The 21,035-nt window shown below is 69.8% G+C and carries 18 protein-coding genes and 1 pseudogene; 5 read left to right on the plus strand and 14 right to left on the minus strand.

Annotated elements, in window-relative coordinates; translation table 11 throughout:
* Window positions 1–184: 184 nt before the first annotated feature.
* The 3 genes and pseudogenes from HJD23_RS44970 to HJD23_RS09505 form a co-directional block, all read right to left on the minus strand.
* Window positions 185–574 (minus strand): annotated as a pseudogene (locus HJD23_RS44970) (DNA-binding response regulator); the annotation flags it as partial.
* Window positions 575–794: 220 nt separating this feature from the next.
* On the minus strand, window positions 795–929 hold the full coding sequence (locus HJD23_RS44705; RefSeq protein WP_269475865.1) for a hypothetical protein: 135 nt from the start codon (window positions 927–929) through the stop codon (window positions 795–797).
* Window positions 930–1,260: 331 nt separating this feature from the next.
* Window positions 1,261–2,679 carry a non-reducing end alpha-L-arabinofuranosidase family hydrolase gene (locus HJD23_RS09505; RefSeq protein WP_171108581.1) on the minus strand — a complete coding sequence of 473 codons (1,419 nt, stop codon included), beginning with the start codon at window positions 2,677–2,679 and terminating at the stop codon, window positions 1,261–1,263.
* A 1,147-nt stretch (window positions 2,680–3,826) separates the two neighbouring features.
* On the opposite strand from HJD23_RS09505, the gene HJD23_RS09510 reads away from it, so the two are divergent.
* Together HJD23_RS09510 and HJD23_RS09515 are read left to right on the plus strand one after the other, a co-directional pair.
* On the plus strand, window positions 3,827–5,257 hold the full coding sequence (locus HJD23_RS09510; RefSeq protein ID WP_171108578.1) for an endo-1,4-beta-xylanase: 1,431 nt from the start codon (window positions 3,827–3,829) through the stop codon (window positions 5,255–5,257).
* Between the two features lie 100 nt (window positions 5,258–5,357).
* On the plus strand, window positions 5,358–6,659 hold the full coding sequence (locus tag HJD23_RS09515; protein WP_171111430.1) for an RICIN domain-containing protein: 1,302 nt from the start codon (window positions 5,358–5,360) through the stop codon (window positions 6,657–6,659).
* A 435-nt stretch (window positions 6,660–7,094) separates the two neighbouring features.
* On the opposite strand, the gene HJD23_RS09520 is transcribed toward HJD23_RS09515, so the two are convergent.
* Both HJD23_RS09520 and HJD23_RS09525 read right to left on the minus strand, forming a co-directional pair.
* Complete coding sequence (locus HJD23_RS09520) at window positions 7,095–8,435, minus strand: TRAM domain-containing protein (RefSeq protein WP_171108576.1); 1,341 nt, start codon at window positions 8,433–8,435, stop codon at window positions 7,095–7,097.
* 116 nt (window positions 8,436–8,551) lie between these two features.
* A complete protein-coding gene (locus tag HJD23_RS09525) occupies window positions 8,552–10,600 on the minus strand; it encodes an APC family permease (RefSeq protein WP_171108574.1) in 2,049 nt (682 codons plus the stop codon).
* 386 nt (window positions 10,601–10,986) lie between these two features.
* On the opposite strand from HJD23_RS09525, the gene HJD23_RS09530 reads away from it, so the two are divergent.
* Both HJD23_RS09530 and HJD23_RS09535 read left to right on the plus strand, forming a co-directional pair.
* Window positions 10,987–11,658: a TrkA family potassium uptake protein gene (locus HJD23_RS09530; protein WP_171108572.1), complete on the plus strand. Its 672-nt coding sequence runs from the start codon at window positions 10,987–10,989 to the stop codon at window positions 11,656–11,658.
* Window positions 11,658–12,335 carry a TrkA family potassium uptake protein gene (locus tag HJD23_RS09535; RefSeq protein WP_171108570.1) on the plus strand — a complete coding sequence of 226 codons (678 nt, stop codon included), beginning with the start codon at window positions 11,658–11,660 and terminating at the stop codon, window positions 12,333–12,335. The genes HJD23_RS09530 and HJD23_RS09535 overlap by 1 nt, the downstream gene beginning before the upstream one ends.
* Before the next feature lie 101 nt (window positions 12,336–12,436).
* On the opposite strand, the gene HJD23_RS09540 is transcribed toward HJD23_RS09535, so the two are convergent.
* The 7 genes from HJD23_RS09540 to HJD23_RS09570 all read right to left on the minus strand — a co-directional run bounded on the left by HJD23_RS09540 (window position 12,437) and on the right by HJD23_RS09570 (window position 19,011).
* Window positions 12,437–13,177, minus strand: coding sequence for a DUF3159 domain-containing protein (locus tag HJD23_RS09540; RefSeq protein WP_171108568.1), 741 nt, complete (start codon window positions 13,175–13,177; stop codon window positions 12,437–12,439).
* Between the two features lie 3 nt (window positions 13,178–13,180).
* Window positions 13,181–13,579, minus strand: coding sequence for an OB-fold nucleic acid binding domain-containing protein (locus HJD23_RS09545; protein ID WP_079048543.1), 399 nt, complete (start codon window positions 13,577–13,579; stop codon window positions 13,181–13,183).
* A 106-nt stretch (window positions 13,580–13,685) separates the two neighbouring features.
* A complete protein-coding gene (locus HJD23_RS09550) occupies window positions 13,686–14,399 on the minus strand; it encodes a response regulator (protein WP_171108566.1) in 714 nt (237 codons plus the stop codon).
* The gene (locus HJD23_RS09555) at window positions 14,393–16,933 is read right to left on the minus strand and encodes a sensor histidine kinase KdpD (RefSeq protein WP_171134007.1); all 2,541 of its coding nucleotides are present in this window, start codon (window positions 16,931–16,933) and stop codon (window positions 14,393–14,395) included. The genes HJD23_RS09550 and HJD23_RS09555 overlap by 7 nt, the downstream gene beginning before the upstream one ends.
* Before the next feature lie 179 nt (window positions 16,934–17,112).
* On the minus strand, window positions 17,113–17,877 hold the full coding sequence (locus HJD23_RS09560; RefSeq protein ID WP_171114531.1) for a DUF3710 domain-containing protein: 765 nt from the start codon (window positions 17,875–17,877) through the stop codon (window positions 17,113–17,115).
* A 1-nt stretch (window position 17,878) separates the two neighbouring features.
* Window positions 17,879–18,430, minus strand: coding sequence for a dUTP diphosphatase (dut, locus tag HJD23_RS09565; RefSeq protein ID WP_141313099.1), 552 nt, complete (start codon window positions 18,428–18,430; stop codon window positions 17,879–17,881).
* Window positions 18,427–19,011, minus strand: a complete 585-nt coding sequence (locus HJD23_RS09570; RefSeq protein ID WP_171114530.1) for a PaaI family thioesterase — start codon at window positions 19,009–19,011, stop codon at window positions 18,427–18,429. Before HJD23_RS09570 ends, dut begins: the two co-directional genes overlap by 4 nt.
* 220 nt (window positions 19,012–19,231) lie before the next feature.
* On the opposite strand from HJD23_RS09570, the gene HJD23_RS09575 reads away from it, so the two are divergent.
* Window positions 19,232–19,699: a DUF3093 domain-containing protein gene (locus tag HJD23_RS09575; protein ID WP_171114529.1), complete on the plus strand. Its 468-nt coding sequence runs from the start codon at window positions 19,232–19,234 to the stop codon at window positions 19,697–19,699.
* A 12-nt stretch (window positions 19,700–19,711) separates the two neighbouring features.
* Here HJD23_RS09575 and HJD23_RS09580 read toward each other — a convergent pair whose 3' ends face one another.
* Together HJD23_RS09580 and HJD23_RS09585 are read right to left on the minus strand one after the other, a co-directional pair.
* Window positions 19,712–20,650, minus strand: a complete 939-nt coding sequence (locus HJD23_RS09580; protein ID WP_171114528.1) for a hypothetical protein — start codon at window positions 20,648–20,650, stop codon at window positions 19,712–19,714.
* Window positions 20,651–20,663: 13 nt separating this feature from the next.
* Complete coding sequence (locus HJD23_RS09585; RefSeq protein WP_003993510.1) at window positions 20,664–20,960, minus strand: DUF4193 domain-containing protein; 297 nt, start codon at window positions 20,958–20,960, stop codon at window positions 20,664–20,666.
* Window positions 20,961–21,035: the final 75 nt, after the last annotated feature.

The raw sequence follows: 21,035 nt of genomic DNA on the forward strand, positions 1-21,035 counted from the left end.
GATCACGTGCGGGCAGGTCGATCACCGCGTCGGCGGTCACGAGGTTCGCTGCTCCTGCTTCCGGCAGGCCGTGCCCCTTACCGGCGTCGGCCACCGGGTCGGCGAGCGCAGCCAGGGCCGGGATGAGGCAGGCGAGCAACCGGCGTGCCTCGGTGTCGTAGGCGTCGGCGCTCTCCGTACTCAGATGGATCAGGCCGACGACGCGGCCGCGATGCCGCAGTGCTCCGGTGACGCCGTCGCGGAAGCCTGCCGGGCGCACCCGCTCGGCGTGGAACCAGCCCTGGCGGAACGGGGGCCCGGGCTCATCCGGGATCCTCGGCGTCCCGGAGATGAACGGCGGTAGCTCCCGCCGCAGAGCGCTCCGATACCGCGGGGTCGTGACGAACTCGGCGGCCAGGGTCCGGGAGGCCTCGGCGGTGTAGCCGATGCCCGCCACCTGGACGTGGGCGCCGGTCAGCAAGTCGATCGAGAGCAGGGTCGCGGCGTCGAGGGGCAGGGCGCGGGCGAGTTCGCGCAGCGCCTGGTCGGCCACCGTGTCGTGGTCCCCCTCGGGCAGCTCGACGGGCCGTCGCACCGCAACACGCCGTCGCCGCTAGCGGAATGCTGACCGTGGGCCCGGTGGCGCAGCGTCAAACGAGCGTCAGGATCACCCCACACCGAGCCGAGTAGATCGGCAGGACAGGCCCCGACACCGCACACGCTGTCACCCAACACAGCAGGTCAGCAGGCTCGCGCCAGCCACAGGACACGCAGTACATGATGCGCTCTTGCCCCGCGTCCTGGCGCCCAGAGCGTCAAACGAGCGCAAACGACCAACAGTCATCCTTGAGCCGTACGCCGACCACCGCAGCGAGGGCGGCGGCCGGGCGCTCGTGCAAGGCCTCCTGGGTCTCGCGCGGGTACAGGTCGTAGCCGCCGCGGATGATCACCTCCTCCTTCCGGTCGACGATGTAGAGGTAGCCGTCCCCGTCCGTCGAGGGCTCGGTGGATGATCCGGAGCGCCACGGTGCGCGAAATGGCCGACTTGGCGCGTCCGGTGGCGCACACGCCGTAGTGGGGTCCGAACGCCTCGGCCTCTCCGAAGACGGGCTGGGCCGCGACGACGGCGCTGGAGGCGAGAGGAACCCCGGCCGCCGCACGGCTGGGGTTCCTCGAGGCGGTGAGTGTCGGTCAGCGGGTGGAATCGCCCACGCCGTGAACCGCTCGCCCACACGCCTGCAGACGGCGCCACATCATCACGGTCACCGTGAATTCGGGAAGTCAGCGCTGCAAGGTGAGGACACCCGGCCGCCACGGCAGTCGGTTGTAGTCGCCGCCCGCGGTGGGGGACTTGCCCTGGTAGAGGAACTGCAGGTTGCAGGGGTCGATGGTCATGGTCTGGTCGGGATTGTTGCGGACCAGGTCACCGTGGCTGATGTCGTTGGTCCAGGTGGCACCGCTGTTGGCCTTGCCCGCGAAGGGGTTGCTCTCGCTGGCGGCCTGCGGGGTCCACGAGCCGTTCAGGCTGGAGGCCGTGAAGGAGCGGAAGTAGCGCCCGTTCGCGCCCATCGCCTCGACGATCATGAGGTACTGGTTCTGGCCCTGAACCTTGTAGACCTGTACGCCCTCGAAGAGGTTGGCCTTCGTGTCGCTCATGATCGTCGTGTACGACGAGCCGAAGTTGCCCGGGAAGTTCCCGATCGGCATGCTCGCCCGGTAGATCTTGCCGTTGTCACCGGCGAAGAACAGGTACATGTTCTGACCGTCGGCGATCAGTGTCTGGTCGATCGGGCCGGTGTCGGAGCCGGAGATGCTCCCGGTGAACAGCGGCTGCGGCGCGGACCAGCCGTTGGGGTTGGTGGGGTCGCTCGACGTGCGGTAGATGAAGGGCCAGGCACCCCACTGGTAGGCCAGCAACCAGATGTTCTTGGGTGCGAAGTAGAACAGGGTGGGGGCCACCGCGGCCTGGTTCATGCCGGTCTGGCCGGCCGACGCCATGTCCGACCAGTTCGTGAAGGGACTGAACATCATCGAGCCGTACGACGATCCCGAGAAGTTCGACGCGTAGACCAGGTGCTTGCCGTTGTGTGTCACCGTGGTGAAGTCCTTCAGGGAGGCCCACCCGTTCGCCGGCTGCGCCAGCGCACCCGTCGATGTCCACCGGTACGTCGACGGAAGAGAACACGTGCCGCCCGGCGGCGCGGACAGGCCGGTCCACTTCTGGTTGTTGCCGCCGTTGCAATTCCAAAGCTGCACCGCCGTGCCGTTGGCCGTAGCACCGCCGCTGACGTCCAGGCACAGCCCGGACTCCACGCCGACGACCGTGCCGTCGGAGTTGACCCGCCACTGCTGGTTCGCACCGCCGGAACAGGTCCAGATCTGCACCTGGGTACCGGGCGCGGTGGCGTGGCCCGGAACGTCCAGGCACTTGTTGCCGTACACGGTCAGCTGGTTGCTGTCCGTCAACGTCCACTGCTGGTTGGCCCCGCTCCAGCAGTCCCAGATCTGCAGATGCGTGCCGTCGGTCTGGCTGGCGCCCGGCACATCGAGACACCGGTTCGAACCAACACCGCGCAAGGCGCCGCTGGCGGCCGCCTGAGCCGGGGTGGCGACGAGCATCGCCGCCAACGCGGCCAGGACCGCAACCGCGGCGGCGAGCACCGCAGACGGATGCCTGCGGCTGAAACTTCCTCTGCGCATGGGGACTTCCTCAACCTTGAGTAGGCGGTTCCGGTCGGCCTCGTCAGAGGTTGTCCGGACTGTCGGTGCAGTGCGGTGTGCGGCGGCCTGCGAGCACCACGGCAGACCGCTTGTGACTTCCCGGTTCTTCGCGAACCCCGAAAGACCGGTGGCGCCCGGCGCCTTCGAAGGGCAGGGGCGCCCGGGGTGGAGACTTCCATCTGCGGGGGTCGTGCAGGTCCATGCGACCGGGGCCGGCGCGGCACCAGGCCGCCGGGGCAGGTGTCGACGAATGCCAGGTAGTACCAGGCGCCGTTGCGCGTCCTGGCCAGGTCGCCCTGGTGCGGGACCCCTCCGCCGGGGGCAGGCGTGCGGCGACGCGGCAAGGATTGACGAGGCCATGACATATGCACGAGACGCGGCTCCTTGCGCTCGGCGTTCGGGGATGCCCCCCGGAGATGCCCTGCTGTGCGATGGAGCAACCCCGGCGTTCGCTTGATCGAACAGGGGTCGGGATGTCGGGCAACCTGAATCATAGGGAACCGATGAACGGCGTCAATACCTATCGCAAGCGTCGCCAGGAAGGCCGAAACATTTCGCTGAGCTTATGTACGAAACGGCGCACGTCACACCATAGATTGGCCGTGTCCCGCGCCGCAGCGAGATCATCTCCGCGATCCCCGAGGCTTCCCGCCCCGAACACGTGCCGCCCACGGTCCGGCTCGCCGGATTACGAAAGTTTCGAACGAGCACCGGAAACTTTTTATGCGGGAAGTATTGACGACCCATCGTCAATACCTCAATCTCCCTGTCTGAGAAGCGGCCATAGTTCGAGATATCGAGCCACGTCGGCCCTGAGCAATGTGTGCTGCACGGCAGATCCACGCACAGCTGCACGACAGATCCGCGCACCAAAGCACCTACGCCACCCCGTCACGTTCCGGTGAGGTTCGCACCAGCGCATCCTGGCTCCTCGCGCAGTTGGAGAGGTACGCGACGCCGCGTGGCGGTCCCCCGGCTGAGCCGCGATGGAGTGCCCCCCATGCCTGTGTCGAAACACCGCCGCCACCCGCCGTACCTCACCCGACGGCCGCCTGCCGAGTGGGAGCGGACGACGCATTCCCCCGCGCTTCAGTCCTTCCGTGATGTCTACCTTGGAGGCACAGCCATGGGCTCATATGCCTTTCCCAGACCCGCAATCCGCAGGAAGATCCGCGGCCTGCTGCTGGCGCTGGTCGTCGCCGCCCTCGGTGCGGCCGCCGCACTGGTCGCGCCGCCGACCGCACACGCAGCCGAGAGCACGCTCGGCGCCGCGGCGGCGCAGAGCGGCCGCTACTTCGGCACCGCCATCGCCTCGGGCAGGCTGGGCGACTCGGCGTACACCACGATCGCGAACCGTGAGTTCAACTCGGTGACGGCCGAGAACGAGATGAAGATAGACGCCACCGAACCGCAGCGGGGCCAGTTCAACTTCACCGCCGGTGACCGCGTCTACAACTGGGCGGTGCAGAACGGCAAGCAGGTGCGCGGTCACACCCTGGCCTGGCACTCCCAGCAGCCCGGTTGGATGCAGGCCCTCAGCGGCAGCGCACTGCGCCAGGCGATGATCGACCACATCAACGGCGTGATGCGCCACTACAGGGGCAAGATCGTCCAGTGGGACGTCGTGAACGAGGCCTTTGCCGACGGCAGTTCGGGAGCCCGGCGCGACTCGAACCTGCAGCGCACCGGCAACGACTGGATCGAGGTCGCCTTCCGCACCGCGCGCGCCGCCGACCCCGCCGCCAAGCTCTGCTACAACGACTACAACGTCGAGAACTGGACCTGGGCCAAGACCCAGGCCATGTACGCCATGGTCCGGGACTTCAAGCAGCGCGGCGTGCCGATCGACTGTGTCGGTTTCCAGGCGCACTTCAACAACGACAGCCCCTACCACAGCAACTTCCGCACCACCCTGCAGAACTTCGCCGCCCTCGGCGTCGACGTGGCCATCACCGAACTCGACATCCAGGGCGCCCCGGCCTCGACCTACGCCAACGTGACCAACGACTGCCTGGCCGTCCCGCGCTGCGTCGGCATCACCGTCTGGGGTGTGCGCGACTCCGACTCCTGGCGACCGCAGCACACACCGCTGCTGTTCAACGGCGACGGCAGCAAGAAGCCCGCCTACACCGCCGTCCTCAACGCACTCAACGGCGGCTCCACCACGCCCCCTTCGGGTTCCGGACAGATCAAGGGCGTCGGGTCGGGCCGCTGCCTGGACGTGCCGAACGCCAGCACCACCGACGGCACCCAGGTCCAGCTGTGGGACTGCCACAGCGGCACCAACCAGCAGTGGACGTACACCGCCGCCGGCGAGCTCAGGGTCTACGGCAACAAATGCCTGGACGCCGCCGGCACCGGCAACGGCACCAGAGTCCAGATCTACAGCTGCTGGGGCGGCGACAACCAGAAATGGCGCCTGGGCTCCGACGGATCCATCGTCGGCGTCCAGTCCGGCCTCTGCCTCGACGCCGTCGCGGGCGGCACCGCCAACGGCACCCTGATCCAGCTCTACTCCTGCTCGAACGGCAGCAACCAACGCTGGACCCGCACCTGAGGGAACCTGCCACAAACGAAAGGGTGAATCGATGAAGACCTACGGTGCGGTTTCCCCCGCCCCTCCACGATTACACCGCTGGTGGTCACGGGTCGCCGCCGTGGTGGCGGCGACCCTCGCGATCGGCATGCTCGCCGCGGTGAATCCGGCGCCCGCCGAGGCGGCGACGGTGGACACCAATGCCTGGTACGTCCTGGTCAATCGCAACAGCGGCAAGGCGCTGGACGTCGCTGGCACGTCCACCGCCGACGGCGCGCGGGTCAGCCAGTGGACGCGCCACGACGGAGCCAACCAGCAGTGGCAGTTCGTGGACTCCGGCGGCGGCTTCTACCGCCTCAAGGCCCGGCATTCGGACAAGGTGCTCGACGTGGCCGGCGCCTCGACCGCCGACGGTGCCGCGATCCAGCAGTGGGCCGACCACAACGGGGCCAACCAGCAGTTCCGCCTGGCCGACTCCGACGCCGGCCACGTCCGGCTGATCAACCGCACCAGCGGCAAGGCGGTGGAGGTGCAGGGCGCCTCCACCGCCGACGGCGGCAACGTCGTCCAGTACACCGACTGGGGTGGCGCCAACCAGCAATGGCAGATGATCAAGCTGTCGTCCGGTGGCGGCGGCGGATGCGGCAGCGCACCCACTCTGACGAGCGGTACGCACACGATTCAGAGCGGCGGCAAGAGCCGCAGCTTCATCCTCAGGGTGCCCGCGAACTACGACAACAGCCACCGCTACCGGCTGATCTTCGCGTTCCACTGGCGGGGCGGAACAGCGGGCGACGTCGCCTCGGGCGGCACGAGCGGGAGCGCCTGGTCCTACTACGGCCAACAGGAACAGTCGAACGACAGCGCGATCCTCGTCGCCCCCCAGGGCCTCGGCAACGGCTGGGCCAATTCGGGCGGTGAGGACGTCACCTTCGTCGACGACATGATCCGGCGCATCGAGGGCGGCCTCTGTGTCAACCCGGCACAGCGTTTCGCCACGGGATTCAGCTGGGGCGGCGGTATGAGCTACGCACTCGCATGCAGCCGGGCGAACGTCTTCAGGGCCGTCGCGGTCATCTCCGGCGCTCAGATCAGCGGGTGCAGCGGTGGCAGCCAGCCCATCGCCTACTTCGGAATCCACGGCATCAGCGACTCCGTCCTCAACATCGCGCAAGGACGGTCCCTGCGCGACAAATTCGTCGGCAACAACGGCTGCACCCCCCAGAGCCCGCGCGAGCCCGCGCCGGGCAGCCGAACGCACATCACCACCACCTACTCGGGCTGCCGTGCCGGATACCCGGTCCAGTGGGCCGCGTTCGACGGAGGCCACATACCCGGTCCGATCGACGGCTCCTCCGGCGAAAGCGGCGTCACCACCTGGACCAAAGCAGAGATCTGGAGGTTCTTCGCACAGTTCCAGTAACACGCCCGCACCACGGAGTGGAGCCAGGATGATCCTGGCTCCACTCCGTCGACGTCCATCCCGGATTGAAGGACGGAGAGGCCTTTTCGGGAGAGCTCCCACGCCTTTGGCGCAATGAGCACGGAGGAAGTCCACAGGGATATCGCCGACGTGAGGTGCGGATGGGAGCAGCCGGACCATGCCCTCATCCAGCGCGACGTCTCCCCGCTCTGCGTCCAGCCAGGAAGCCAGGGTCGGGGGTCGCCCCGGCGCCAAGGCCCCTGTAGCCGGACCGACGAGCCCTCGGCGCTCAGGCCGTCGGCCATGCGGGCCTTCTGCGACGCCGCGGGTGAGCGCGCAGGAGACCCGTTCCACAACCCCTGATGCCTCGCTCGGCCTCGGCATCGACGAGGTGCTCGACTCGTCATCAATCGACCTCGCCCACAAAGCAGCAGGTCAGGAGCCCTTCTGCGCAGGCTCCAAAATCGCCACGCACTCCACGTGCGAGGTCATCGGAAACAGATCAAACGCCCGCAGCATCCGCACCCGATACCCCCCATCCCGGAAGTACCCCAAGTCCCGCGCCAACGCCGCCGGATCACACGCCACATACGCGATCCGCCGAGCCCCCAACGACGCCAGATGCTCCACCGTCTTGCGCCCCGCCCCCGCCCGTGGCGGATCCAGGACGATGAGGTCGACCTCGGTGATGCCCGTGCGCGGCAGGACCGTCTCCACCCTGCCCTGCTCGATCCGGACCCGTGGAAACTCCGCGAGGTTGTGCCGCGCGTCCTCCACCGCCCGCTTGCCGGACTCGATGCCGAGGACCGCGCCCTTCTCCCCCACCCGGTCGGCGAGCGCGCCCGCGAACAGGCCGACGCCGCAGTACAGGTCGAGCGCCATGTCGCCCTTGCGCGGCAGCAGGCCCTGCATGACCGCCGTCACCAGCGTGTCCGCGGCCTTCGGATGAACCTGCCAGAAACCGCCGCTGCCGACCCGGTACGTACGGCCGTCCGCGCGCTCGCGCACGAAGGGGCGGCCGTGGACGCGGTGGACGCCGCCGTCCTTCTCCCCGACCCGCATCACCGACACCGGCCGGTCCAGCTCCACGATCGGCAGCCGCGCCCCCGGCCGCGGCGTCAGAATCACCTGCCGGTCCTGCGACCCCGTCGCAGCGATCGCCTCGATCGACGCCATCCCGGGCCACTCGCGCTTCTCGATGCCCAGCTCACTGACACCCTCGGCCGCGATCATGCAGTGGTCGACCGGCTCCACCTCGTGCGAGCGGTGCCGGCGCAGACCCGCACGCCCCGCACCGTCCACGGCGTACTGCACGCGCGTCCGCCACTGCGGCACCTGCCCCGCCGGCAGCTTGTCGCCCTCGGCCGGCATCACCGTGCCGTCCCAGCCCACCTCCTCGGGCGTGAGCCCCGCGAGCCGCCGCAACTGCTCGGCGATCACCTCGCCCTTCAGTCGCCGCTGCGCCCCCGGCTTGGCGTGCTGCCAGTCGCAGCCGCCGCACCGGCCGGGCCCGGCGTAGGGGCAGGGCGCCTCGATGCGGTCCTTGGACGCCGACAGCACCTCGACCGCGTCCGCCCGCAGGAAACGCGCGCCCTCCTCGCCCTCGGTCACCCGGGCGACGACCCGCTCACCGGGCAGCGCGTGCCGGACGAACAGCACCTGCCCCGACTCGGTGCGCGCGATGCAGTGCCCGCCATGGGCGACGGGGCCGACCTCGACCTCGTACTCCTCCCCGACGAGCGACCCCACCTGCGGTTTCTTCGGTTCTGCCTGCATGGCGGGGGTGCTCCAGATACGAGAGTGGGTACGACCGGACAACAGCCCACCAGTCTACGTGCTCCCCCGCACGCCGATGCCGGGCACCGAGCCGCAGTCTCCGGCACCGGCCCCGGTCACTCCTTGCCGCTCGGCTCCCGCGGCCGCTCCTGCGCCGGCCCGCGCCGCACCGACCCGGGCGCGTTCCACTCCTGCCGTTTCCCGGCCCGCTTCTTCGCGGCCTCGGACGATGCCAGCTGATACGGCACCGACGTCACCATCACGCCCGGCGTGAACAGCAGCCGCCCCTTGAGCCGCAAGGCGCTCTGGTTGTGCAGCAGATGCTCGTACCAGTGCCCGACCACGTACTCCGGGATGATCACGGACACCACGTCGCGCGGCGACTCCCGCCGCAGCCCCTTCACGTACTCGATGACCGGCCGCGTGACCTCGCGGTACGGCGAGTCCAGCACCTTCAGCGGTACGTCGATCCCGCGCCGTTCCCACTCCTCGCGCAGCACCTTGGTGTCGGCCGGGTCGACGTTGACGCTGAGCGCCTCCAGGGTGTCCGAGCGCAGCAGCTTGGCGTAGGCCAGGGCGCGCAGCGCCGGGCGGTGGATCTTGGAGATCAGGACCACCGAGTGGACCCGCGAGGGACGGACGCTGTCGTCGCCCGGGCTGTCGGGCGCGGAGAGTTCCTTGGCCACGTGGTCGTAGTGGCGGCGGATCGCGGTCATCATCACGTAGAAGATCACCATGCCGAGCAGTGCGACCCAGGCGCCGTGGCTGAACTTGGTGACCAGGACGACGACCAGGACCAGGGCGGTGAAGAAGGCGCCGAAGGCGTTGATCGCGCGGGAGCGGATCATGTGGCGGCGCTTGGCGGGGTCGGTCTCCATGGCGAGATGCCGGTTCCAGTGCCGGACCATGCCGGTCTGGCTGAGCGTGAAGGAGACGAACACACCGACGATGTAGAGCTGGATCAGGCGCGTGGAGTCGGCGCCGTAGATCCAGACCAGCAGCGCGGCGGCGCCGGCCAGCAGCACGATGCCGTTGGAGAAGGCGAGGCGGTCGCCGCGCGTGTGCAGCTGGCGCGGGAGGTAGCGGTCCTGGGCGAGGATCGAGCCGAGCACCGGGAAGCCGTTGTACGCGGTGTTCGCGGCGAGGAACAGCACCAGCGCGGTGGCCGCGGCCAGCATGACGAACAGGAAGCTGCCCTTGCCGAAGACCGCCTCGGCGACCTGCGTGATCACCGGGTTCTGCACATAGTCGGAGCCGACCGGGGTGCCGTTGACGAGCAGGTCGTGGGCCGGGTTCTCGGCCATCCGGACGTTGGACGCCATGGCGAGGGCGATGATGCCGCAGAACATGGTGACGGCCAGCAGGCCCATCAGCGCCAGCGTGGTCGCCGCGTTCCGCGACTTGGGCTTGCGAAAGGCGGGGACACCGTTGGAGATCGCCTCGACGCCGGTGAGCGCGGCGCAGCCGGAGGAGAAGGCCCGCAGCAGCAGGAACAGCAGGGCGAAGCCGGCCAGGCCCTCGTGCTCGGGCTTGATCTCATAGCCCGCCGTCGGCGCCCGCATGGTGTCGTCCAGCACCAGGCCGCGGAAGGAACCCCAGGCGATCATGATGAAGACGCCCGTGACGAAGACGTACGTCGGAATGGCGAACAACGTGCCCGACTCCTTGACCCCGCGCAGGTTCATCAGGGTCAGCAGCAGGATCACGGCCATCGCGCAGGCGACCTTGTGCTCGACGACGAACGGGATCGCCGAGCCGAGGTTCTCGATGCCGGAGGAGATGGAGACGGCGACGGTCAGGACGTAGTCGACGAGCAGCGCGCTGGCGACGGTGAGGCCGGCCTTGGGGCCGAGGTTGGTGGTCGCGACCTCGTAGTCGCCGCCGCCGCTCGGGTAGGCGTGCACGTTCTGCCGGTAGGAGGCGACGACCGTGAACATCAGCACGACGACCGCGGCGGCGATCCAGGGGCTGAAGTGGTAGGCCGACACACCCGCGATGGACAGGACCAGCAGCACCTCGCCGGGCGCGTACGCCACGGAGGAGAGCGGGTCGGAGGCGAAGACGGGGAGTGCGATGCGCTTCGGCAGGAGTGTTTCTCCGAGCCGGTCACTGCGCAGTGCGCGCCCGATCAGGATCCGTTTGGGCACGTCGGTCAGTTTGGACACAACAGAGGATCGTAAGCCTTCGAACAGGGTGTCGCCCACCGGCCTCCTCGCATCTGCCCCCCGAGTGAAATACCCGGCAGGTCAGGCCATGGATCCGGCCGACACCACCATCCGCATGCCTATATGACAAAACCCTTCCCGTACGGCCGTCCTGCCCCGTTCTTCGGAGGTCCCATGCCCGCGACCGCAGAGCTCATCGGCGCCACCGCCGCCCTCATCGGCCTCGGCATCCTCACCGTCCTCAGTGTCTGGAGCATCAGCCGCCGTTGACCACCGCAAACCGTGCACGGGGGTCCCCGCCGCGGACCGTGCGTGTGTAGCTTGGTCAGCGGTCTGAGACCCTGTTTCAAGCCAAGTCAACATCTCCTGACCTCGGAAGGACGGTCGTGCACATCGTCATCATGGGCTGCGGCAGGGTGGGTTCCGCTCTCGCCCAGACCCTGGAGCAACAGGGGCACACGGTCGCCGTGATCGACCAGGACCCCACCGCCTTCCGACGACTGGGCTCCTCGTTCGGTGGCCGCAGGGTCACCGGAGTCGGCTTCGACCAGGACACCCTGCGCGAGGCGGGCATCGAGGAGGCCGGCGCCTTCGCCGCGGTCTCCAGCGGCGACAACTCCAACATCATCGCCGCCCGCGTGGCCCGCGAGATGTTCGGCGTCGAGAACGTCGCCGCCCGTATCTACGACCCCCGCCGTGCCGAGGTCTACCAGCGCCTCGGCATTCCGACGGTCGCCACGGTCCGCTGGACGGCGGACCAGATGCTGCGCCGGCTGCTGCCGTCCGGCTCCGAGCCGCTGTGGCGCGATCCCACCGGCGGCGTGCAGCTCGCCGAGGTGCACGCCTCCAGCGCCTGGGTCGGCCACAAGATCAGCAAGCTCCAGGAGGAGACGGGCGTCCGCGTGGCGTTCCTCACCCGCCTCGGCGAGGCCATCCTGCCCACCTCGCAGACGGTCTTGCAGGAGGGCGACCTGGTGCACGTGATGATGCGCAGTGCCGATGTCGAGAAGGTCGAGGCGTCGTTCGCCGAGGGACCCGTGAAGGAGGGCGGTCACTGATGCGCGTCGCCATTGCCGGAGCCGGCGCGGTCGGCCGGTCGATCGCCGGTGAGCTGCTGGAGAACGGCCACGAGGTCCTGCTCATCGACAAGGCGCCGACCGCCATCTCGGTCGAGCGCGTCCCACAGGCGGAGTGGCTGCTCGCCGACGCCTGCGAGATCACGTCCCTGGACGAGGCGGCGCTCCAGCGCTGCAACGTCGTGATCGCCGCGACGGGCGACGACAAGGTGAACCTGGTCGTCTCCCTGCTGGCCAAGACGGAGTACGGCGTCCCGCGCGTCGTCGCCCGCGTCAACAACCCCAAGAACGAGTGGCTGTTCAACGAGTCCTGGGGCGTCGACGTCGCCGTCTCCACCCCGCGCCTGATGTCGGCCCTGGTCGAGGAGGCGGTCAGCGTCGGCGACCTGGTCCGCCTGCTGCGCTTCAGCCACGGCGACGCCAACCTCGTCGAGCTGACCCTGCCGGAGGAGTCGGCCCTGGCCGGCACCCAGGTCGGTGACGTGGAGTGGCCCGAGGACACCTCCCTGGTCACCATCATCCGCGGCACCCGCGTCCTCACCCCGTCCCAGGAGGACTCCCTGGAGGCGGGCGACGAACTGCTCTTCGTGGCCGCGCAGGCCCGTGAGGAGCAACTGGAGGACCTGCTGTCGGTCCGCCGGGAGCACCGGGCGGACTAGCCACCACAGCAGCCACGACACCGAGGGCGCCCTGCGATCGCAGGGCGCCCTCGCTCATCCGGTTCTTGAAGCCGCCTACTCGGTCGGCCCGGCCCGGAGGCCTACTCGACCGACCGTGCCTCCGCCTCGCGACGCGCCTTCTCGGCCTCCTGGCGCTTCTCCTCCGCCTCCATCTCGGCGAAGACGTCGATGGGCGGCGGCGCCTTGGCCAGGAAGACCCAGGTCAGCCACACCGCCAGCAGGAAGGGCGGGATCTTCAGGGTGACCAGCACCCACCCGAGCTGCGTGGTGTCCGCCCACCAGTACAGCGGGAAGAGGATCGCGGACTTGCCGAGCAGGATCAGGCCCCACGCCCAGCTGGCCTTGGCGTACGCCTTCTTGCGGCCGGGGTTGCGGGTGCGCCAGGAGAGGTTCTCCTTGAAGACCGGGCCGAGCATCAGGCCGATCAGGGGAACACCGGCCAGTGTGGTGATGATGTACGCCAGCGCCAGGCCCAGCGTGTAGAGCATGCCCGGCAGGTAGAAGTCCTTGGCGTTGCCGGTCATCATCGCGAAGACGACACCGAACGCCACGCCGAAGACACCGCTGAAGGCGTGCTTGACGGTGTCCCTCATCGCCAGGCGGACCACCACGAGCAGCACGGACACACCCAGGGCGGCGAGCGCGGACAGGTGCAGGTCCTTGTTGATCGTGTAGATGGTCACGAAGAGGAGGCCCGGCAGCACCGTCTCGATCATGCCCCGCACGCCGCCGAAGGCCTCGAACAGTGCGGCCTCCGTCACTGCCCGGTTGTCGTGCTCCGTGTCTTCGGTGTGCTCAGTCGGCTTGTCGAGCGACGTCACCGGCTACTCCCGTCCGAGGGGTCTCAGTTCGTACTTGGGGTTGAAAAGCACCCGGCGGCCCCGGCTCATCGAGATCCGGCCCGATGCGATCAGCTTGCGCCCCGGTTCTATCCCGACGATGGAGCGCCTGCCGAGCCACACGACGTCCAGTGCGGCGGAGCCGTCGAACAACTCGGCCTCCAGGGCCGGGACCCCCGCGCGCGGACGCAGCGTGACCGTGCGCAAGGTACCAGTAACCGTGACGATCTGTCGGTCATGGCAGTCACCGATGCGCGTACAACCCGCGGTCTCGGCGTCCTCCCGCAGCTCCTCGGACTCCAGGTCCTCCTGCGAAGAGGAGAGCCGGTCGAGCATGCGCCGGAACCGGCCCGCCGGCTTTTCGGAACGAGGAACAGCACTCATGTCTGAAGCCTACCGGGGTGGACTGACAGCAACGTACCCCCAGTCACGTACCCCCGTGCCACGGCCCGAACCCGCACCCGCGCCCGCAGCCGCACCGCACCCGGACTCACCTCTCGAAGCGATACCCCATCCCCGGCTCCGTGATGAAGTGCTTCGGATGCGACGGATCCGCCTCCAGCTTCCGCCGCATCTGTGCCATGTACACGCGCAGATAGTTCGTCTCCGTCCCGTACGACGGCCCCCACACCTCCTGCAACAGCTGCTTCTGGCTGACCAGTCGGCCGGTGTTGCGCACCAGCACCTCCAGCAGATGCCACTCCGTGGGCGTCAGCCGTACGTCCCTCCCACCCCGGTTGACCTTCTTCGCGGCGAGGTCGACGGTGAACTCGTCGGTGTCCACGACCACCTCGTCCTCACCGGCCCCGGCGGGCTCGGCGCGGCGGACGGCGGCCCGCAGCCGGGCGAGCAGTTCGTCCATGCCGAAGGGCTTGGTGACGTAGTCGTCGGCGCCCGCGTCGAGTGCCTCGACCTTCTCGTCGGAGGAGTGCCGGGCCGACAGCACGATGATCGGCACCCGGGTCCAGCCGCGCAGCCCCTTGATCACCTCGACGCCGTCCATGTCGGGCAGTCCCAGGTCGAGGACCACCACGTCGGGGTGGCGGGCGGCGGCGAGCTGGAGGGCGGTGGCCCCGTCGTGGGCCGCGTCGACCTCGTACTTGCGCGCCTTGAGGTTGATCACGAGGGCCCGCACGATCTGTGGCTCGTCGTCGACCACGAGCACTCTGGGGGTCTGGGGAGCACCCCCAGTGAGACTCACCATGAAGCCTGCCCTTCTGAAGGTACGGAGAGAAACGCGGGGCGCTTTCCCGCGCGGAGCGTGAGGACCATCGTCAGGCCGCCGCCGGGTGTGTCCTCGGCGTTGAGGGTGCCGCCCATGGCCTCGGCGAAGCCCCGGGCGACCGCGAGGCCGAGGCCCACTCCGGCACCGCGCGGGGCGTCGCCGTACCGCTGGAACGGCTCGAAGATGCGGTCCTTCGCCTCGTCGGGCACGCCCGGTCCCCGGTCCACGACCCGCACCTCGACGCGGTCGGCGATGGCGCTGGCGGCGACCAGCACGGGCGTACCGTCCGGGCTGTACTTGACCGCGTTCTCCACGACGTTGGCGACCGCCCGCTCCAGCAGCCCGGCGTCCACCCGGACCATCGGCAGCGTCTCCGGAACGTCCAGGACCGCGCTGTCCTCGGGTACGCCGCCCAGCGCCATCGGCACGACCTCGTCGAGGTCGACCTCGCGGATGATCGGCGTGACCGTGCCGGTCTGCAGGCGGGACATGTCGAGCAGGTTGCCCACCAGATGGTCGAGCCGGTCGGCGCCCTCCTCGATGCCTTCGAGGAGTTCCGCCTGGTCCTCCTCGGACCACGCCACGTCGTCGGACCGCAGACTGGAGACGGCCGCCTTGATTCCGGCCAGTGGGGTACGCAGGTCATGGCTGACGGCGGCCAGCAGCGCCGTACGGATCCGGTTGCCCTCGGCCAGTGTGCGGGCCTGGTCGGCCTCCTCCTGGAGCCGTCGGCGGTCCAGCACGACCACGGCCTGGGCGGCGAACGCGGCCAGCACCCGGCGGTCCTCCGCGGGCAGCACCCGGCCGGTCAGCGCGAGCGCCATGTGGTCCCCGACCGGCATGTCCACGTCCGCGTCCTCCGGGCGTTCCACCGGCCCGCCGAAGCCGACGCGGCCCACGCAGGTCCACGGGTCGATGTCGCTCTTGCGCTCCAGCAGCGCGGCCGACTCCATGCCGAACGTCTCGCGCACCCGCTCCAGCAGTGCCTCCAGGCTGGTCTCGCCGCGCAGCACGTTGCCCGCGAGGAAGGACAGGATCTCCGACTCCGCCCGCAGCCGGGCCGCCTGGTGCGTGCGCCGGGCCGCGAGGTCCATCACCGACGCCACGGACACGGCGACGGCCACGAAGATCACCAGCGCGACGATGTTCCTGGAGTCGGCGATGGTCAGGCGGTGCAGGGGCGGAGTGAAGAAGTAGTTCAGCAGGAACGTTCCGAAGGCCGCCGAGGCCAGCGCCGGCAGCAGCCCGCCGAGCAGCGCCGCCGCCACCGTCAGCGTCAGGAACAGCAGCACGTTGTTGGCGAGGCCGAGGTCGACGGCGTTCAGCAGCACCGCCAGGATCGCCGGACCGGCGAGGCCGACGGCCCAGCCCCAGATGATCCGGCCCCGCCCCAGCCGCGCACCCCGGGCCACGGGCAGGCCGCGGCCCTTGGCGACCTCGTCGTGCGTGACGATGTGGACGTCGAGGTCGGGTCCGGACTCCCGGGCGACCGTCGCGCCGACGCCGGGTCCGAAGACGTACTGCCAGGTCTTGCGCCGCGACGACCCGAGGACGATCTGGGTGGCGTTCACGCCGCGCGCGAAGTCCAGCAGCGCGGCCGGTATGTCGTCGCCGACGACGTGGTGGAAGGTGCCGCCGAGATCCTCCACGAGGGTGCGCTGGACCGCCAGTTCCTTCGGCGAGGCGGCCGTGAGACCGTCGCTGCGCGCTATGTAGACGGCCAGCACCTCCCCACCGGCACCCTTCTCCGCCAGCCGCGCCGCCCGCCGGATCAGGGTCCGCCCCTCCGGACCGCCGGTCAGACCCACCACGATCCGCTCCCGAGAACCCCAGATCTTCGACACCCGGTGCTCACTGCGGTACTGCTTCAGGTACTCGTCGACCCGGTCCGCCACCCACAGCAGCGCCAGCTCCCGCAAGGCGGTGAGGTTGCCCGGCCGGAAGTAGTTCGACAGGGCCGCATCCACCTTGTCCGGCTTGTAGATGTTCCCGTGCGCCATACGGCGACGCAGCGCCTGCGGCGACATGTCGACCAGTTCGATCTGGTCCGCCCGCCGGACCACCTCGTCCGGCACGGTCTCCCGCTGCCGGACCCCCGTGATCGACTCGACCACGTCACCCAGCGACTCCAGGTGCTGGATGTTGACGGTGGAGATCACGTCGATGCCGGCCGCGAGCAGTTCCTCCACGTCCTGCCAGCGCTTGGCGTTGCGCGAGCCGGGGATGTTGGTGTGGGCGAGTTCGTCCACCAGGGCGACCTGCGGATGGCGGGCCAGGACGGCGTCCACGTCCATCTCGGTGAAAGTCCCGCCGCGGTACTCCAGCCGCTTGCGCGGGATCTGCTCCAGGCCGTGCAGCATCACCTCGGTGCGCGGGCGGTCGTGCAGTTCCACGAAGGCCACCACGCAGTCCGTGCCCCGCTCCACCCGTCGGTGGGCCTCGGACAGCATGGCGTACGTCTTGCCCACGCCCGGTGCCGCACCGAGGTAGATCCGAAACTTGCCGCGTGCCATGGCCTCATTGTCCGTCTTCCGCAAACTGCTGCGTACGCAGCGTCGACCTTACGGCCAACGTTCCGGGCAAAGGGGACGACGAGGGGGCGGGGGAACGTCTTTGACAGAACCCTGACGCGCCGGCCCATGCGAAAGGGCCGCACCCCAGTGGATACGGCCCTGTCGTGCCTGTCTCTGTCTCAGCGGACCTCGGTGATCTCCGGTCCGCGCTGGAGCTGGCCCATGCCGCCGGAGAAGCGGGAGCTGCCCTGGTCGTCCTGCTGGACGCCCTCGGGGACCATCTGCGCGTCGTTCGGCAGCTTGAGGACGATCGGGTCGCGGGGCGCCATCGGGCCCTCACCGCGGACCACAACCGTGTCCCGGAAGATGTTCTCCAGCAGCCCGGCCGCCTGCGGCTGCACCGCGCCCTGGCCCGAGATCACACCACGCAGGAACCAGCGGGGCCCGTCCACACCGACGAACCGGACGACCTGGAAGCCGCCCGTGCCGTCCGGCAGCTGCACCGGTACCTGGGCCCGCAGCTCCCAGCCGAGCGGGCCCTCGACCTCGTCGACGATGCCGCCCTGCTGCGTGATGCCGGCCGCGATCTCCTCGCGCACCTCGCCCCAGATGCCCTCGCGCTTGGGCGCGGCGAAGGCCTGGAGCTGGATGGCGCTGTCCCGGAGCACGACGGTCGCCGCGACGATCGCGTCACCCGCGACCTCCACCCGAAGCTCCATGCCGTCGACTCCCGGCACGAACAGCCCGCCCAGGTCGACCCGGCCCTCGGCCGGGTCCCGCACCTCGGTGCTGTCCCAGGGTCCGTCGGGCCGCGGTTCCGGCTCCAGCCGCACCCGCTCGCGCTCGACCTCGTCGTCCGCCTCAGTGTCGACGCTGTCGACGACCTGCTCGGCCTCGCCGGCCGCGTCCTCGGCGGCATCCTTCTTCTTGCGACGTCCGAACACGTCACTGTCCTTCCCGGTCGGATACGACCGAAGCGTATCGATTCCCACCCGCCTTGCCGCCCACGGCGGCAAGGCCGCTTGTGCCGCCCCCGTCGCCCACCGCGGCATGGCCGCCGGTGGACCCGAAGCCCCCCTCGGCCCGCGCCGAGCCGGGAAGCTCCGCCACCTCCTGGAAGCGGACCTTCTCGACCTGCTGGACGACCAGTTGGGCAATCCGGTCGAAGCGCTCGAACCGCACGGTCTCGCGCGGGTCCAGATTCACCACGATCACCTTGATCTCCCCACGGTACCCGGCATCAACCGTCCCCGGGGCATTCACGAGGGCGACACCGCAGCGGGCGGCAAGACCGGAACGAGGGTGTACGAAGGCCGCGTACCCCTCGGGCAGCGCGACAGACACCCCCGTGGGCAGCACGGCCCGCTCGCCCGGCGCCAGTTCACACGCCTCGGTGGTGCGCAGATCGGCTCCCGCGTCACCGGGGTGCGCGTACGTCGGAAGCGGTACGTCCGCGTCGACGCGCCGGATCAGCACGTTCACGGGGTCGCGGCTCACGGGTTCACCTCGAAGGCGCGGGCGCGCCGGATCTGGTCGGGGTCGTTCATGGCGGCCTGGATCTCCTCCGCACGGCCGTGGTCGATGAAGTGGTCGACCTTGACCTCGATGAAGAGGGCGTCGGCGCGGACGGCGACGGGGCCGTCGGGGGCGCCGATGCGTCCGGTGGCGGTCGAGTAGATCTTCCGTCCGGCCACCGCGGTCACCTCGGCCGCGAGGTGCAGTGTGGTGCCCACCGGAACGGGCCGGACGAAGTCGGTCTCCAGCCGGCCGGTCACGGCGATGGTGCGCAGCAGCCAGTTCAGCGAGCCGAGCGTCTCGTCGAGGGCGGTGGCGAGCACTCCGCCGTGCGCGAGGCCAGGGGCGCCCTGGTGTTCGGGCCGTACGGTGAACTCGGCGGTGATCGACAGCCCTTCGCCGGCCCGCGCCGCCAGGTGCAGCCCGTGCGGCTGTTCGCCGCCGCAGCCGAAGCACTGGCCGTAGTGCGCGCCGAGGAGCTCACCGGGCGCGGGGGCGTCGGCGTGCCGCACCGGCTGCTTCGCATCGGCGGGAGGCGTCAGAGCTGGGGTTGTACCACTCACAGCCGCAGACCTTACCCGCCCGCCCGTCTCCCACCACCGCCCTACCTGACAGCGCTGCGCGCTGGCCCCCCTGCCCGCCCGTCTCCCACCACCGCCCTACCTGACAGCGCTGCGCGCTGGCCCCCCTGCCCGCCCGTCTCCCACCACCGCCCTACCTGACAGCGCTGCCCGCTGCCCCCTGATCCGGGCGGCGCGCGGACACCGTGCCAAGCTTGACGTCATGCAGCTTTCCGCCACCCCGTACGAAGAACGCCTCACCGCGCCCCGCTCCTGGTGGCTGATCAGCTTCCTGGCCGGGGTCTCGCTCGCCCTGATCCTGCTGCCCTTCGGCACGCTGCCGATGCTGGGCGGCCTGGTCGGCGGCACGGCCGCCGCGGCGGTGGCGGCGAGTTCGTACGGCTCGGTCCGCATCCGCGTGGTGGGCGGCGCCCTGATCGCGGGCGAGGCGAGGGTGCCGGTCACGGCGCTGGGCGAGACGGAGATCCTGGGCCCGGAGGAGGCCCGGGCCTGGCGCACGCACAAGGCGGACACCCGTGCCTTCATGCTGCTCCGCGCCTACATCCCCACGGCCCTGCGGGTCGAGATCACCGACCCCGCGGACCCGACGCCATACCTGTACCTGTCGACGCGTGAGCCGCAGCGGCTGGCGGAGGCGATCAGGACGGCGAGGGAAGCGGCCGCAGCGTAACTGCGACGCCGCTCAGCGCCCGAGCTCGTTCTGCTGCCCGTTGCCCATCGGCAGCGCGTCCGCGGGCCGCTCCAGCGGCGGCAGTTCCGTCAGCTGGTCCCAGGGCACCTGCGTCTTGCGCAGGTCCGCCCGGATCCGCGCCGCTAGCTTCTTGGTGTCGCGCCGGTTCATGACCGCGCCGACCGCGGCCCCGACCATGAACGGCATCAGGTTGGGCAGGTTGCGCACCATGCGTTTCATGATCTGCTGGCGCAGCTGCCGTTTCATGTGACCGCCGAAAGCGGAGTTCACCGTCGAGGGCTTCAGGGGATCGATCCCACGCTCCTCCGACCAGGACCTCAGATACGCGCTGCTGCGGTCCTTCAGATTGCCGGGCGGCCGCGCGCCGTAGATCTCGTGGAGCTCGGCGATCAGCTTCAGCTCTATCGCCGCGACCCCGGTGATCTCCGCGGCCAGCTCCGTGGGCATCGCGGGCGGCACGGGCAGCATCGCCGCCGCTCCCACGCCCGCGCCGACCGTCGCCGACGCGTTCGCCGCGCCCGCGATCAGCTTGTCCGCGAGCTGTTCGGGACCGAGGCCCGGGAACTGCTTGCGCAGCGTCGCCAGGTCTCGTACGGGGATCCGCGGGGCGATCTCGATCAGCCGGTCGGCGAGGTAGCCGAGGCCCACCCTGGCGTGTCGGCCGCCCTTGCGGGCGCCTTCCCTGGCCAGGTCCCTGGCCCTGTCCCGGATCACCGCCGCCCGGCGCCTTGCGACGGGGGCGGGACCCTCAGCCGGCACCGGGAGGTCAGCCCGGTCACCGACCGGTTCGAGCGAGGCCGACCCCGTAGGGACAGGTCCCGTGCCGGGGGAGCCCCGCTCGTCGTCACGCACGCCGTGAGGGCCGTCGGACGGCCCCTTGTCCGCTCCCCAGGGGAAGCGGCGCTTCCGAGGTGGGGTCGAGCCAGTCACGGCCGACCCCGCCTCAGTCGCAGTCGCGGCAGATCGGCTGACCGTTCTTCTCCCGGGCCAGCTGGCTGCGGTGGTGGACCAGGAAGCAGCTCATGCACGTGAACTCGTCCTGCTGCTTCGGCAGCACGCGGACTGCCAGCTCCTCGTTTGAGAGGTCGGCGCCGGGCAGCTCCAGGCCCTCTGCGGCCTCGAACTCGTCGACGTCCACGGCCGAGGCGGACTTGTCGTTCCGCCGGGCCTTCAGCTCTTCAAGGCTGTCCGAGTCGACGTCGTCGTCGGTCTTGCGTGGGGTGTCGTAGTCGGTTGCCATGTCGCTCTCCCCCTCCGGGTGTCTGCGGTGTCTCCAGCGCACGTAACGCGTGAGAGGCCGGACTTGTGCCCGACC

Source organism: Streptomyces sp. Z423-1, assembly GCF_013009255.1.
Taxonomy (GTDB): domain Bacteria; phylum Actinomycetota; class Actinomycetes; order Streptomycetales; family Streptomycetaceae; genus Streptomyces; species Streptomyces gossypiisoli.